At 44.3% G+C, this 14,587-nt stretch carries 17 protein-coding genes and 1 tRNA gene; 9 read left to right on the top strand and 9 right to left on the bottom strand.

Annotated features, from left to right (window positions below):
- Positions 1–7 precede the first annotated feature (7 nt).
- A complete protein-coding gene (locus tag AOC29_RS03630) occupies positions 8–1,936 on the bottom strand; it encodes an ATP-binding cassette domain-containing protein (protein ID WP_215296677.1) in 1,929 nt (642 codons plus the stop codon).
- A 76-nt stretch (positions 1,937–2,012) separates the two neighbouring features.
- Between AOC29_RS03630 and AOC29_RS03625 the strand changes: the two genes are divergently transcribed.
- Positions 2,013–2,612, top strand: a complete 600-nt coding sequence (locus AOC29_RS03625; protein ID WP_215296676.1) for an ATP-binding protein — start codon at positions 2,013–2,015, stop codon at positions 2,610–2,612.
- 6 nt (positions 2,613–2,618) lie between these two features.
- Here AOC29_RS03625 and AOC29_RS03620 read toward each other — a convergent pair whose 3' ends face one another.
- The gene (locus tag AOC29_RS03620) at positions 2,619–4,229 is read right to left on the bottom strand and encodes an NAD(P)/FAD-dependent oxidoreductase (RefSeq protein ID WP_215296675.1); all 1,611 of its coding nucleotides are present in this window, start codon (positions 4,227–4,229) and stop codon (positions 2,619–2,621) included.
- A 91-nt stretch (positions 4,230–4,320) separates the two neighbouring features.
- Here AOC29_RS03620 and AOC29_RS03615 point away from each other — a divergent pair, with 91 nt between their 5' ends.
- Positions 4,321–4,869: a YaeQ family protein gene (locus tag AOC29_RS03615; RefSeq protein ID WP_215296674.1), complete on the top strand. Its 549-nt coding sequence runs from the start codon at positions 4,321–4,323 to the stop codon at positions 4,867–4,869.
- A gap of 5 nt (positions 4,870–4,874) precedes the next feature.
- Positions 4,875–5,291: a putative toxin-antitoxin system toxin component, PIN family gene (locus AOC29_RS03610; protein WP_215296673.1), complete on the top strand. Its 417-nt coding sequence runs from the start codon at positions 4,875–4,877 to the stop codon at positions 5,289–5,291.
- 5 nt (positions 5,292–5,296) lie between these two features.
- Here the strand turns inward: AOC29_RS03610 and AOC29_RS03605 are convergent, their stop codons facing one another.
- Complete coding sequence (locus tag AOC29_RS03605) at positions 5,297–6,295, bottom strand: LLM class flavin-dependent oxidoreductase (RefSeq protein WP_215296672.1); 999 nt, start codon at positions 6,293–6,295, stop codon at positions 5,297–5,299.
- 29 nt (positions 6,296–6,324) lie between these two features.
- Here AOC29_RS03605 and AOC29_RS03600 point away from each other — a divergent pair, with 29 nt between their 5' ends.
- The 3 genes from AOC29_RS03600 to AOC29_RS03590 are packed head-to-tail and all read left to right on the top strand — an operon-like array spanning position 6,325 to position 7,164.
- The gene (locus AOC29_RS03600; protein ID WP_215296671.1) at positions 6,325–6,546 is read left to right on the top strand and encodes a hypothetical protein; all 222 of its coding nucleotides are present in this window, start codon (positions 6,325–6,327) and stop codon (positions 6,544–6,546) included.
- A gap of 10 nt (positions 6,547–6,556) precedes the next feature.
- Positions 6,557–6,757 (top strand): SlyX family protein, encoded by a 201-nt coding sequence (locus AOC29_RS03595; RefSeq protein WP_215296670.1) that lies wholly within the window; start codon positions 6,557–6,559, stop codon positions 6,755–6,757.
- 56 nt (positions 6,758–6,813) lie between these two features.
- Positions 6,814–7,164: a phage holin family protein gene (locus AOC29_RS03590; RefSeq protein WP_215297330.1), complete on the top strand. Its 351-nt coding sequence runs from the start codon at positions 6,814–6,816 to the stop codon at positions 7,162–7,164.
- On the opposite strand, the gene AOC29_RS03585 is transcribed toward AOC29_RS03590, so the two are convergent.
- Together AOC29_RS03585 and AOC29_RS03580 are read right to left on the bottom strand one after the other, a co-directional pair.
- The gene (locus AOC29_RS03585) at positions 7,165–8,997 is read right to left on the bottom strand and encodes an AsmA family protein (protein ID WP_215296669.1); all 1,833 of its coding nucleotides are present in this window, start codon (positions 8,995–8,997) and stop codon (positions 7,165–7,167) included. It abuts the gene before it with no gap.
- A gap of 178 nt (positions 8,998–9,175) precedes the next feature.
- Entirely contained in the window at positions 9,176–9,394 is a 219-nt protein-coding gene (locus tag AOC29_RS03580) for a YdcH family protein (RefSeq protein ID WP_215296668.1), read from the bottom strand.
- 225 nt (positions 9,395–9,619) lie between these two features.
- Between AOC29_RS03580 and AOC29_RS03575 the strand changes: the two genes are divergently transcribed.
- Positions 9,620–10,447, top strand: a complete 828-nt coding sequence (locus AOC29_RS03575; protein ID WP_215296667.1) for a hypothetical protein — start codon at positions 9,620–9,622, stop codon at positions 10,445–10,447.
- 26 nt (positions 10,448–10,473) lie between these two features.
- Here the strand turns inward: AOC29_RS03575 and AOC29_RS03570 are convergent, their stop codons facing one another.
- The 3 genes from AOC29_RS03570 to AOC29_RS03560 all read right to left on the bottom strand — a co-directional run bounded on the left by AOC29_RS03570 (position 10,474) and on the right by AOC29_RS03560 (position 12,454).
- Positions 10,474–10,728 (bottom strand): hypothetical protein, encoded by a 255-nt coding sequence (locus tag AOC29_RS03570; protein ID WP_251370060.1) that lies wholly within the window; start codon positions 10,726–10,728, stop codon positions 10,474–10,476.
- A 51-nt stretch (positions 10,729–10,779) separates the two neighbouring features.
- The gene (locus tag AOC29_RS03565) at positions 10,780–12,282 is read right to left on the bottom strand and encodes an amidohydrolase family protein (protein ID WP_215296666.1); all 1,503 of its coding nucleotides are present in this window, start codon (positions 12,280–12,282) and stop codon (positions 10,780–10,782) included.
- An 82-nt stretch (positions 12,283–12,364) separates the two neighbouring features.
- Positions 12,365–12,454: transfer RNA gene (locus AOC29_RS03560), tRNA-Ser, on the bottom strand.
- 137 nt (positions 12,455–12,591) lie between these two features.
- On the opposite strand from AOC29_RS03560, the gene AOC29_RS03555 reads away from it, so the two are divergent.
- Together AOC29_RS03555 and AOC29_RS03550 are read left to right on the top strand one after the other, a co-directional pair.
- Positions 12,592–12,837, top strand: a complete 246-nt coding sequence (locus tag AOC29_RS03555; RefSeq protein WP_215296665.1) for an AbrB/MazE/SpoVT family DNA-binding domain-containing protein — start codon at positions 12,592–12,594, stop codon at positions 12,835–12,837.
- Positions 12,837–13,262 carry a type II toxin-antitoxin system VapC family toxin gene (locus AOC29_RS03550; RefSeq protein ID WP_215296664.1) on the top strand — a complete coding sequence of 142 codons (426 nt, stop codon included), beginning with the start codon at positions 12,837–12,839 and terminating at the stop codon, positions 13,260–13,262. Before AOC29_RS03555 ends, AOC29_RS03550 begins: the two co-directional genes overlap by 1 nt.
- Here the strand turns inward: AOC29_RS03550 and serS are convergent, their stop codons facing one another.
- Positions 13,263–14,573 (bottom strand): serine--tRNA ligase, encoded by a 1,311-nt coding sequence (serS, locus tag AOC29_RS03545; RefSeq protein WP_215296663.1) that lies wholly within the window; start codon positions 14,571–14,573, stop codon positions 13,263–13,265.
- Between the last annotated feature and the right edge of the window lie 14 nt (positions 14,574–14,587).

Genomic DNA, 14,587 nt, shown 5'->3' with positions numbered 1-14,587 from the left:
TCAGCAATTAGGACTCAGAGCGACTTAAGAGTTGCTCCCAACGCTGTAACTTTTGCTCTAACTGCTCAGTAATTTCACTTAAGCGCGCTTGCATACTGGCGGCTAACTCTGGTTCATTCTTATATAAATCAGGATTGCTCATGGCAATGCCAATATCGGCTTGCTCTATTTCGAATTGCTCAATTTCCAAAGGCAAGGTCTCTAGCTCTTGACGCTCTTTGCCATTGAGTTTTTGCACCCCACTCTTGGCTGCTGGCTTAGCCACTGACTTTACTTCTACTATAGGCTCAGACTTGACTTCTGCCTTCGGGGTAGACTTTTGATTAGAGTTTGCAGCACGAATTTTGTCAGAGCGCGCCTTTTGAATTTTCCAGTCTTCATAGCCACCTTCATACTCACGCCAGAAGCCATCACCCTCATTAGCAATAATGCTGGTCACTACGTTATCCAAGAAATAACGATCATGACTCACCAAGAAAACCGTACCCTTATAGTCTTGTAACAATTGCTCCAGCAAATCAAGGGTATCGATATCTAAGTCATTGGTTGGTTCATCCAAGACCAAGACGTTGGCTGGGCGAGCAAACAAACGTGCGAGTAAAAGACGGTTACGCTCACCACCAGATAAGGTGCTGACAGGGGAATTGGTTCTCTCAGGTGCGAATAAGAAATCGCTCAAATAACTCTTGACATGTTTTTTATTGCCGTTAATTTCAATCCACTCGCTCCCCGGACTAATGTAATCCTCTAGAGAAGCATTGAGATCAAGACCTTCCCGCATCTGGTCAAAATAAGCCACTTCAATACGAGTACCCATCGTTGCCGTTCCAGAATCGGGTGCAATCGTGCCCAAAATGAGTTTTAGCAAAGTGGTTTTGCCTGCGCCATTAGGTCCAAGTAATCCAACCTTATCACCACGCAAGATGGTTGCCGTGAAATCTTTCACAATCGGTCTGCCGTAAGATTTACTCACGTTTTCTAGTTCTGCAACGATCTTGCCGCTGCGATCTCCAGCAGATACTGCAAGCTTGACTTGACCGATCGCATCTCTGCGCTCCGCACGACTAGAGCGTAACTTTTCTAAGCGAGCGATTCGGGCCACACTGCGTGTGCGGCGCGCCTCGACCCCTTTCCGAATCCAGACTTCTTCTTGAGCTAGTAATTTATCTGCACGAGCATTAGCGAGGGATTCTGCATTTAGCTCTTGATCCTTAAGAACTTCGTATTGCGTGAAATTACCAGGGTAGCTCCTTAAAATACCGCGATCAAGCTCAACAATTTGAGTGCAAACGTTATCCAAGAAAGCACGATCATGGGTAATCAAAATGACAGAGCCTTGATATTCTTTCAGGAGCTCTTCTAGCCAGGCAATCGAATCTAAATCCAAGTGGTTGGTGGGCTCATCCAATAACAGCACATCAGGCACCTCTACTAAAGCACGCGCTAGAGCCACCCGCTTCTTTGTGCCACCAGAAAGAGTGCTGATCTTGACTTCGGCATCTAAATGCAAGCGGTCTAAGGTTTCATGAACACGCTGCTCCCAGTTCCAGCCACTCAAAGCCTCAAGCTTAGATTGCACCTCGTCTAAACGATGGTGAGCGGCGTCATCCCACTCGCCCACGCTCAGGGCTTCGTACTCTTCGCGCAGGGCTTTAGCCTCAGCTACACCCTTTGAAACTGCTTCAAACACGGTTTCTTCAGCATCAAAGATCGGCTCTTGAGGTACGTAAGAAATTCGCAAGCCTTGTTGATATTGCAACAAGCCATCATCCATTTTTTCAATACCAGCCAAAATCTTCAATAAAGACGATTTACCTGTGCCATTGCGGCCAATGAGGCCAACACGTTCACCAGATTCGAGTGAAAAAGCGGTATTTGCGAGGAGGTCAACATGGCCAAAAGCCAGTTTTGCATCAGTCAGTACGATTAAAGCCATGACGACATTATCGTCACTTCAGAAAAATAGGAGATATTTCCACTCTTACCCCTCATTTCTGCGAGACTAGTAACAAATGATCTGCAAACTCACCCCTAACGCACCCCGCCTGATCCTCTTTGCAGGGCACGCAGGGACTGGCAAGTCCACTTTAGCCAAAAAGGCACTTCCCCTCATTATTGAGAAAACAGGGGAGGACTTTTTCTTCTTGGATAAAGATACGGTCTATGGAGCTTATAGCGCCCATGTGATGCAACTTACCACCCAGAACCCCAATGATCGCGATAGCCCCTACTATCTTGAGAATCTGCGTGACTGGGAATATCAAGGCTTACTAGATATCGCCAGAGAAAACTTATTACTTGGAGTAAACGTGATTTTGGTGGGTCCCTTTTCGAAAGAAATACACAGCGGCAGGATGCTGAATCCAGAAGCATTGGGAATTCCACTCCAGACCAGCATATCCATTGCGTGGATTGATCTCGATGAGAATGAAGCAAAGGTTCGTATGCAAAAGCGTGGTGACGCTAGAGATAAATGGAAGTTAGCACACTGGGATCAATATGCCCAACGTAGAATTGATCCGCCTCAGCATCTTTCGATCATGCGCTTTGATAATCTCCACTTCGATGAAGCCAACTTTGAAAAACTGATTGGCAAATTAATCAAGCAATAAAGTGGCTCAAGAAAAATAGTCCAGCGCTACTGCTTCTGCCACTTTAATCCCATCTACTCCAGCAGATAAGATGCCACCGGCATATCCAGCCCCCTCACCTGCTGGGTAGAGACCTTTAATATTCAAGCTCTGAAAGTTTGATCCTCGAGTAATGCGCAAAGGTGATGAAGTTCTAGTCTCAACGCCCGTGAGAACAGCATCCTTCATTGAAAAACCTTTGATTTGCTTTTCAAATTCAGGCAAGGCCTCACGAATAGCTTCAATCGCATAAGCAGGCAAGGCTTGTGCCAAGTCAGTCAAATGAACACCTGGCTTATAGGATGGCAATACGCTTCGAAACTCAGTTGAAGCCTTGCCCTCTAAAAAATCTCCCACTAATTGCCCTGGAGCCTCATATGTACCGCCACCAAGCTCAAATGCTTTTGACTCCAGTTGACGCTGAAACTCAAGTCCAGCAAGCGGTCCGCCTGGATAGTCTTCTGGAGTAATGCCAACAACGATGCCAGCATTTGCATTGCGCTCGTTACGAGAATATTGACTCATCCCATTAGTAACAACGCGATTGGGTTCTGAGGTTGCAGCGACTACGGTTCCACCGGGGCACATACAAAAACTATAAACGGCTCGTCCGTTCTTGGCGTGGTGTACTAACTTGTAATCTGCAGCGCCAATTAATTCATTACCTGCATGGGGTCCTAAACGCGCCTTATCAATCAAGGATTGAGGATGCTCAATACGAAATCCCACCGAGAAGGGCTTGGCTTCCATGAACACGCCTGCATCATGCAGAGCCTTAAAAGTATCACGTGCACTATGTCCCAAAGCCAACACTACGTGCTTAGTCTGCAAATCAGGCTGCCCTTCGATTTTGACTCCAGTAATTTGCTCGTTCTCAATATCAAAGCCAATCACTTTTTGAGAAAAACGAATTTCACCACCCAGATCAATAATTTCTTGACGCATTTTTTCAACTACGCCAACTAGACGGAAAGTGCCAATATGGGGTTTTGCCACGTATTGAATTTCTGCTGGTGCACCTGCTTTAACAAACTCCTTAATCACCTTACGTCCATAGAATTTCGGATCTTTAATTTGACTATAGAGCTTGCCATCGGAAAACGTTCCAGCACCACCCTCACCAAACTGGACATTAGACTCAGGATTCAAAATATTTTTGCGCCACAAACCCCAAGTATCTTGAGTGCGCTCTCGAACTCGCTTGCCGCGCTCAAGCACGATGGGCTTAAATCCCATTTGTGCCAAGGTCAAAGCAGCAAAGATGCCACAAGGGCCAAAGCCAATCACTACAGGTCGCAATACTTTGCCAGCGCTTATAGTTTCAGGTGCTTTAGCTACGAAATGGTAACTAGTGTCCGGCGATGGTCTGACATGAGTGTCGTTAGCAAACTGCTTGAGTACCGCTGCTTCATTTCTGACTGAAAGATCTACTGTATAAATGAAGGCTAGAGCAACATTCTTACGCGCATCATAGCTACGCTTAAAGATTGCAAAAGAAATTAAATCTTTTGACGATAAATTCAGACGCTTCAGAATCGCCAGCTCAAGATCATCTGGAGCATTAGCAATGGGTAAACGCAGTTCGGTGATACGGATCATGGGGCTCTACGGTACATAGTCATTTGGGGATCTTGAGACAAATAATACTGGTTGTCAGGGTTCACTTGGGCATAAAAGGCGATAATGCCGTATGGCTCTCCGCGCAACTATTCATAAAGTCGACCTTCATGTCGCAGATTCAGACCGCCACTACTATGGTAGTCATTCTCTAACCATCGCAAAGCACCCCTCTGAAACTGAGGAACGAATGATGGTCAGAATCATCGCTTTTGCATTACAGGCCCATGAAGACCTCGTCTTCACTAAAGGCTTGAGCGATACCGATGAACCTGATTTATGGATTAAAGATCTGACAGATGCTATTAAGCTCTGGATTGAAATTGGTCAACCCGATGAACGGCGCATTCTCAAAGCTTGTGGAAGGGCAGACGAAGTCGTTGTGTATTGCTATGGTGGACATACTAGCAAAATCTGGTGGGATGGCATTGCCAACAAACTAAATCGTGCTCGCAATCTACAAGTCATTTCCATTCCCGCAGAACAGGCTAAAGAGCTCAATAAGCTGGTTGAGCGCAGCATGGTCATCCACGTCAATATTCAAGATGGTGAAGCCTATATTTCGTCCGATCAAGGCCAGGTGACCATCACCCCAGAAATCTGGCGCTCCAATCAAAGCTAGACTAAATGAAGTCCGTTGTCTTTGATACCAATGTCTTATTAGATATCTTTGTATTTAATGACTTCAGAGCAATTCATCTCAAGCAGGCACTTATTAATGGGCAGATTCATGCTTTAGCAAGCCCAAAAACTTTTGAAGAGCTTGCTGATGTTGTTAGTCGCCCCCTCTTCTGTCTTGAACAAATTCATCAAGAAAATATACTTACTGAGTGGCGCAGTTTAGCTAGAACCATAGATGATGAAATCTTGATTAACGCACCATGGCAATGTCGTGATCCAGATGATCAAGTCTTTTTAAACATTGCTTATACGGCAAAGCCCTGTATGTTGATCAGCAAAGACAATGAAGTCCTCAGGCTAGCGAATAAAGCCACAAAGGAAGGTGTTTACATCACCTCTGACTACAACGCTATTTTGGAGTGAACGCTTTATAGACTTTGAGTAGCCTTCGCCGCTATCTCAAATGATTTGAGACGCGCTTGATGATCAAAGATCTGGCCAGTAAATAAGATTTCATTTGCACCGGTGCGATCTAACCAAGTACGTATTCCTTTTTTAATCGTCTCGATTGAACCCACCAAAGAACATTGCAAAGTGTGTGCTGCCGCTGCTTTTTCATGGGGTTCACAAAACCCATCCAGATCAGCAATTGGCGGGGGTAGTTGACCACGAGTATTGCGACGCATGCGCACTACATTTTGTTGCAAGCTTGTAAACAGATACTGCGCCTCTTCATCGGTATCGGCAGCTACCACATTCATGACAAATGCAGAATAAGGTGTCGCTTGTTGCGCAGATGGTTTAAAGAGTTCACGATAAATCGACATCGCCTCTAATAGCTGCTCAGGCGCAAAATGAGATGCAAAGGCATACGGTAAACCAAAATGAGCGGCCAATTGAGCGCCATAGAGACTAGAGCCTAAGATCCAAATCGGCACATTAGTATCGGCTCCTGGAATCGCTTTTACAGACTGCCCCTCCTGAATAGGTCCAAAGTAATGCTGTAGTTCGCGCACGTCTTGGGGGAAGCGATCATCACTGCCTAGTAAATCACGACGCAATGCACGCGCTGTCATTTGATCGGTTCCAGGTGCTCGGCCTAAGCCCAACTCAATACGGCCAGGATATAGAGATTCTAGAGTGCCAAATTGTTCTGCAATCACTAGAGGGGCATGATTGGGGAGCATCACGCCACCAGAGCCTACTTTGATATGAGACGTACCCGCTGCCAAGTATCCAAGCAATACAGCCGTTGCAGAGCTAGCATTACCAGTCATATTGTGATGCTCTGCTACCCAATAGCGGGTATAGCCCCACCTCTCAGCATGCTGCGCCACATCCAAGGAGTTTCGCAGCGCATCGGCGGCAGTAAACCCCTGTGGAATGGGAGATATATCTAGAATGGAGTAGGGGATGGAATTTGCCATCACCAAATCATACCTAGAAAGTGCGTTTTATGAGTAAACCCAAAATGGCTGATCCTGATGATGGACTTTTTAAACCTGGAGCAAAGTTGAGACATGTAAAGACCGGTGGATTTTATAAGGTCGCTTTTCTAGCAAATATTGAAGCCACTCTAGAGCCAGCTTATGTCTATGAATCACTCCAATCGCACGATTTTTGGATTAGACCCAAAGCTGAAATGGAAGATGGTCGATTTGAGCTTGTTACTAAATAAGGCGCCGCCAATGACTGATGACAGAATTACCAACCTCGAAATCAAACTCAGTTTTACTGAGGACCTTATTGAGAAACTCAATGAGACTGTCTATAAACAACAACAGCAAATTGAATTTCTGTATCGCGAACTCAAAGCCATTAAAGAGCAAGCTAGCAGTGGTGGTGCAAGTAGTGGTAGCTTAAAAGATGATATTCCGCCGCATTATTAGATCGGCTGATACTATATAAACGCTAGACCAATTATTAAAAATAATTAAAGGGATAAATTATGGGCAACTTAATGCCATTTCTAATTCAATGGGGCTTAACTTCCTTGTCTCTATGGGTGGCTAGTTATATCTTTAGCGGACTGCGATTTGCTGATGGCGGCTCGCTATTAATCGCCGCCCTGCTTCTCGGCTTTGCTAATGCCATCGTGAAGCCTCTGCTGATATTGCTAACATTGCCATTGACCGTGTTGACCTTGGGTCTCTTCTTATTGGTAGTGAATGCCTTGGTGTTAATGCTGGTATCAGCAGTAGTGAGTGGCTTTACGATCTCTAGCTTCTGGACCGCATTCTTTGCCAGCATCTTTATTTCTTTGTTTAGCCTATTTGTGAGCGGCTTAGTTTTTTAACTAGTTAGCACCTGGATAAATATCTGACCAAGAATGTAGCGCTGCTTTACAAGGCTGGACCGCATTCTTGGTAGCGATAGATTTAGCGTTCTCAGCCAAGATCGTTGCCCCACCCGTCAGAATTCCTAAGCCAATCGATATAGCGCTATTCACTACGCCTTCTTTATTGACGCCTGCCTGAGGATTGAGCAAGGTTCCCTGAAGCTTCACTAAGCCCGCTAAATTGACACCCGTTGTCAGTCCAGATTTTTCTCTAGGATCAATCTTGATATTTAAAGCCTCTGTTTTTAAATCTACTGAGCCAGATAGCACCATATCCAAACGATCTGTTACCACCCCAATAGAATCATTCAAGGTGACCTGGCCATTACCGACTGGTAGATAGACAACTGCGCACTCTAACAGGGTTTGATCAGTTTGCTTACGCATTGGATTCACGGCATTCACAATCGTGATGAGGAGATCACCACCACCATCGATAAAGCGAGAATCTAGGCTACCTTTACCAATTGAAACTTGCGCTGCGCCATTTGCCCGACTCGCTAATTGATGCATCGAAATTCCAGTACTGCGAAGATTAAAGGCAAGCTCTGTATCTCCACCCTTGACCTTGGTATTGGAATCAACTGCATCCATCAGCTGCTCTAGAGTAAATCCCTTTGCCATACCTTTCATTGAAATGAGCGGATTAGGACCTTGAAATTCAGCAAGGCTAGCGCGCACTTGAGCAACACCTTTACCAAGACCAAAAGAGAGATCATTGACATCGATCTTAGGGCCATTAAAAACAAAGATTCCTTTTAAATCCGTCAGCGGCACATGACCTGGAATACTCAGCTCTTGAATATTGATAGCAAGCTTTCCACTAGCATAGGGCAGCATATCGAATGGCAAGGCTTCATCACTAAAGAAAAACTTTCCACGTGGTTTTGAAGAGGGAGAACTTTTAGCACCACTAGCACCAGCGAGGACTACTGAGCCAGCTAAGGGAGCAAACTCAAAAGCTTTAGAGCTCAGATTAATATTAAAGTTTGGCAAGCTCTTAGGCTTTTTATCTACTTCGCCATTGATGGCCAAGGTTTTACCATTCACTGTGAGATCAAAATCCAAGGGCAGTTTGACGGGGCTCAGATCCCAGTTGTCTAAAGCATCATGCAAATTACTAGTCCTGCCTTTAATCAGTAATTGATAGTTGGCGTACTGCGCTTGACCCACTATCTCTGTTTTATTGCTACTACCCACTAGCGATAACTTAGACAGCAGAATAGATTTAGGTTCAGCGCCAAAACCTTCATAACTCAAATGTGCATCTGTAATGCTGAAATTTTTAATCCTGACAGGGTCGACTTGGTCTGAGGTCGAACTTGATGCAGCTACAGAACTATTCGAGGGTGACTGAGTCGCATTGCTCACCTTAACTCCAGATGAAACTGGTGGCGAGAAATCCCAGTTACCGTCGCCGGCTTTATTGGTCTGTAATTGTGCCTCTACACCATTCAGATTAATCGCATTGAATGCAACCTCTTTTCTTAACAAGGGGAGTAATTCGATATCTAACTCCACATGCTTGACCGTCAACATATCAGTGTTACCAGCCCACGATGCATTACTCAATGAAACTTTCTGCGCAACAATCCCTAGTGAGGGAAATAATTTCAGGCTAACAGGTCCAGCAATCTTCAAATCACGGCCGGTGGCGGATTTCACGGAGGAACTCAGCAATTGCGTTAACTGAGCTGGGTTGATCGACGATGCTGCATACCAAATGCCTAAAGTGGCGATAGCAACAATAGATGCCAAAAAGAGTAAGAAGAGTTTGAGAGATTTGTTCATTACATCTTCATTTTAAATGGGCGCAGATAACTTATCTAAATGCCACGCCTGTCAAGAAGAGGTTAGCTACTTTGATGCGGATAACGATGTTTGTGGCCAATGTAGCCATGAGGTGGGCGCACAACAGAAGCAGGCAATCAGTTGCTCAAAGCCTGCCTCCTCAAGAAAGATTACCCTTCTATTGGGCGCTGGCTTTCTTAAGCACTGCGTAAATCTGGTCTTTTAGCAGCAACTTTTCTTTCTTTAGAGTTTCAATTTCCTCTGGCGTACTCGGCTCTTTATGGTCTTCCATCCGCAGAATCTTGGTATCCAGGTTATTGTGTTTATCAAACAGATGGGAAAAGTGACGGTCTGTTGTCTTTAGCTTGGTGATTAATTCGCGATATTCTGGAAACATAGATTCCCTCATTCAAAAGTGACTGGGTTTATTCATAATGCGTAGTTTCAGTGTATCAATGCCTACCCAAGAGAACAATAAGCTAGGCAATATTTTTATTCTGCCCCACGTAATATATTTAGCAGGAAAAACCCCATATAGGCTTAGTATTTATTGCAATTAATTTGCAGTAATATCTACCAGTGCTGATGCACATTAACTACCAAAAATGAAGGGTAATAGACCATGGCTACAAAAAAGTCACCAGCAAAAAAGAAAGTAGCGACCAAGGTGGTAAAAAAAGCCCCTACAAAGAAAGCTGTTAAGAAGGTAGCTGCTAAAAAAGTAGCCTCTAAAAAGACGGTAAAAAAGGTAATGAAACCTGCTGCTAAAAAAGCGGCAGCTAAGAAGCCCACTAAGAAACCAGCAGCGAAGAAAGTTAGCAAAAAGGCTAGCACTAAACCTGTTGCCAAATCATCTAAGGTTGATCAATATGGTCTAGAAAAAGATGATGAGTTTTATGGTCTCTACTTCGCTAAATCGACTAACAAAGGGTTGGTAGAGGTAAAGCCCTGCACTTTCTCTCTCATGTATTGGTGGAAAGGTTTGCTTGGCTACCCTGACATGATCGAAATCTCCAAAGGCAGCAATACGGCAATGTTGCAGTTTGAGTCTACTTTTGGTGGTGGCGATTCAGGTGAGACTGAGTTAACTGAACAAGATGTTTTGGATATTGATCACATCATTGAAGTAGATGAAGAAGAGATGTTGATTTCGCTTTACTCCTATGTACCAATCCCAGTACCAGAGAAATTAGTTGGTGCATTAAGCTTATCCATCCTCAATATCAATCCTGAAACCCGCTATGGCAATCTAGAACTTTGCTCAACGGAGAATGAAGAAGGTGAAACTGAGCACTTCCTGCGTTATCGTGCAGCGACTTATCTACGCGGCATCAAGTCAGGCAAAGTAGAAGCCATTGAAAGCATGGTCACGAATGGCTCTGAGTTCTTTGGTCTTGCCTTAGATGCTATGTGTGTCAATAAGTCTATTAAGAAATGGTTGCTTAGCTAAGCACTTCATCTCACTTAATTTAAGATTCATCTACACAAATAGTTGTACGTCATCGGAAAGCGGTCATTGACCGTTTTCCGACTATCGACAATCGTCGCAGTTCGTTTTCCGAGCTTCTTGCACTCTGCTACCGCCATTTCCTGAGCTTCTTCTTCCTTGGCATCCTTTGGAGAATGCACGCCAATAGTTCCATCAGACTGCTGATAAACACCAAATCTGCTCGGTGGTGTTGAGCAGGCAAGCAAGACGACGCCCATACATACCAAGAAAAGCCGACTCAATACAGCTGTAAAACTAGCCATGTTTTTACCTTGCAATTAAATTACCCCAATCTATGCTTGCATATAGCCATATCGCAGATTGGTTCTACCATCACCAAACTCGTCATAACTAAATTTAGCCAGAGCCACCTTATCCCCTGCAAGCGCACTGCGTTGTGCTTGAGTAAAGTGATAGAGTCGCGCTGAGTTATCGCCAAAGATAGCGCGTTTGACTGGTCCATCAGCAGAACCTAAAGGGCTAAAACCATACTTCTTTTGCATATCCTCTGGGATCTCAAGACGGCGTAAGGCTTCAATCTGCCATTGCGGTGATCCTGTCCAGATGGCATCGGTTCCCCAGACAACGTGATCAGAACCAAGGCCCTGAATAAGCTGACCTAACATCGCAGCACAGAGTCTTGGTTCAGCAATAGTACTCTGAGCAAAGATTTGCCCTAAATCACCATAGACATTATTGACACCGGCTTTTTGAGGAATCTGTGCCAAGTCAGTTACCCAGTCTATTCGGCCTGTGCGCCTGAACTGCTGCCAACCCTCATCCCAAGTGCCACCTGTATAGCGAAAGGCGGAGTGATAAATTACGAAATTTAATTGTGGCCAATCTTTTGCTGCCTTGGCGACGTCATCAACTTTTGCATAGGGTAATAGATGTGGGTACTGCTGTGTTACAGACGGTGGATATAAACCTTTATGTACACAAACGTTCGCAAGACTTGGCTGCGTCTTACTCCACTTTGCCAGCTTTTCATAAAAGGGATACAGCAACTTCTCATCATCAAGCCGCCAAGGATGTGTAGAAAGTTGTTTATTGGTGTTATCGCCAATGGTGTAGCCTTTAAATGAATCTGGCTTGAGGTTTTCATAATCCGCTTCTGCTTTTTCTAGCCATCCAGGCGTTCCGGGCATGAAAATTGCATGTGAGAACATGCGCTTAGTACCAGCCTCTTGGTTTACTGTTTTACGGGCCTGCGCCTTCATTTCATTGGTTAAAAACCAATCCCGCGGATCTTCAGAGCCTGATCCAGAAATTAAGGCGACTTTAGTATCACTATCTAAGAAGACCTCTTTGAAATAATTTGCAAATTTCAAATCATCTAAAGTTTGTGGCTTGCCTGCAAGGGCGGGATTCCAAGCTGCCTTCCCCACTGCCTCGCGTGATCTGACAAATCCCTCTAAACGAGTGTCATCTCGCAGATAGTGAGTATGCATATCCATGATGAATTGACTTTTGAGGGATGCAGCGCGTTCGTTTGCCAGTTCTGGTGTTGCTGCTTCAGCGTGACTAACCCCATAAAGCGGGCCAAAGGTTTCATTCATGGCAACAAAGGCTGCTGCCATTCCTGCGGCACCTTGAAAGAATCTCCGGCGAGAGACTCCTTGATGCTTTGCAAGTCTTGAGCCAAGTTCTTTAATACGCTTCTCTAGCTCTTTTTGCTTAGGAGTTTGTATAGACGGCATAAACTCATCGCTTGATATCGCTTGAGTAGGAATGGGTGAGCGAAATTTAGCAGTTTCTGCAGGTATTAATTTTTCTATCTCATTGGGCGTCATCATGACATGAGCTTCCTTTAACCGTTCGAGATCTTACTCACTAAAAATAATATCGTTGATAGATTTAAGCACTTTTTTGACAATTTGGCGGAGAGGGAGGGATTCGAACCCTCGGTACCTTTGACAGTACGCCTGATTTCGAGTCAGGTACATTCGACCACTCTGCCACCTCTCCGAACCGAAGGGCAATTATAGCCATCGTGTAATAAAGTCACTTGCTCAATGTTGGTTATTGAAAATTGTTTGCATGGATAAATTAATTACGTTACTATGGATATACATTAATGTATATCCATTGTGAGGAGAAATAGCATGAATATTCAAATTTCAAAGTGGGGCAACAGTCTTGCAATGCGTATTCCGGCATCACTCATCAAACAAATTCACCTTAAAGAGGGTGACAAAGTTGAGGCAACCCTGTCTCTCGATGGATCCCTGATTATTAAACCGAAAAAGCTAGATCGTAAAACCTTAGCGAAGATGGCTAAAGAGTTAAGGAGTTCAATGAAAATGGGCAAATCAGTCATGGATGAAGTACGCTCTGAAGGTCCCTATTAATGGTATATGTAGATTCATGTGTATTAGTAGCTATGTGTACAGAAGAAGCAAAAAGTAAAGCTATTGAGAAATGGTATGACGGCGTAAAACAGTCAAAATTAATTTCTTCGGCTTGGACTTTTACAGAGTTTGCGAGTGCCTTAGGTATAAAAGAAAGAACAGGGCAAATTACTTCAAAGGAGAGCAAGAGCGCTTGGAAGATTTTTGAAGCTATATGCAATAACGATATTGAATTGCTACCAATTGATAATAAAGTCTTTTATTCAGCAGGGCTTTTAGTACTAGATAGTTCTTCTAAATTGCGTTCCGGGGATGCACTTCATCTTGCGGCTGCTAAACATTTTAAAGTAAAGCTACTCGTTACACTCGACAAGATACTTGAGGAGAATGCTACTCGACTGAAGATTAAAACTTTGACGCTTTAGTTAGATTGGCTTGAGCACTTCTAAGCCACCCAAATAGAGTTGCAACGCTTTTGGAATCGCAATGCTGCCGTCTACTTGTTGCTTGTTTTCAATTAACGCGACCAATGTCCTGCCCACTGCAAGTCCAGAACCATTTAATGTATGTAGGAGTTCTGGCTTGCCTTGCCCCTCCTTAAATCTAGCCTGCATTCGTCTTGCTTGGAAGTCACCCATGCTGGAGCAAGAACTAATTTCTCTGTATGCCTTTTGTGAAGGCACCCATACCTCTAAGTCGTAAGTCTTGGTGCTACCAAATCCCATATCACCAGTGCAGAGTAATACTTTTCTATATGGCAATTCGAGCAACTCTAAAATCTTCTCAGCATGACCCGTTAAATCTTCGAGGGCTTGCATGGAGTTTTCTGGTTTAGTGATTTGTACTAACTCGACTTTGTCAAACTGATGTTGACGAATCATGCCGCGGACATCACGACCATAACTACCGGCTTCAGAGCGAAAGCATGGGGTATGAGCAACAAACTTTAGGGGGAGATTATCGGCACTAACGATCTCATCTCTTACTAAATTAGTTACCGGAACTTCAGCCGTTGGAATGAGGTAGAAGTTTTCCGTTTTTGACTCTCCGTTACCATCCTCCCCACCCATTTGACGAGGAACCTTAAAGAGGTCTTCTTCAAACTTCGGTAATTGGCCAGTACCACGCATTGAGGCAGCGTTCACCATATAAGGTGCATAGACTTCTTGGTAACCATGATTACTTGCATGGGTATCGATCATGAATTGCGCTAAGGCACGATGTAATCTTGCAATCGGCCCTTTGAGAACCACGAAGCGAGAACCGCTAATCTTGGCAGCTACTTCAAAATCCAATCCTAATGGACCGCCTAGATCTACGTGATCTTTGATCTCAAAATCAAATATAGGTTCTGTACCCCACCGCTTGATTTCTTTATTTTCAGTTTCGTCTTTACCTATTGGCACAGAATCATCTGGCAGATTGGGAATACCCATCAAGAAATCAGAAATCTCGACTTGTAGCGTACTTAATCTGGATGCGCCGGCTTCCATATCAGTATTTACTTGAGCAACTTCAGCCATCTCAGCAGAGGCATCCTCGCCTTTGCCTTTCTTCATGCCGATCGCTTTAGATAACTGATTGCGTTTGGCTTGTAATTCTTCAGTGCTGGTTTGTAAAGACTTACGCTCAGACTCAAGGATGATGAACCTCTCAACATCTAGCTGGAATTTGCGAGTAGCTAAACGCGCTGCAACAGCGGCGATATCTTTGCGGAGTAATTGCGGATCAATCATTTAATGCTCTATAG

The organism is Polynucleobacter sp. JS-JIR-5-A7, from assembly GCF_018687935.1.
GTDB lineage: Bacteria > Pseudomonadota > Gammaproteobacteria > Burkholderiales > Burkholderiaceae > Polynucleobacter.
This window is presented reverse-complemented; position numbering and strand designations above follow the sequence as displayed.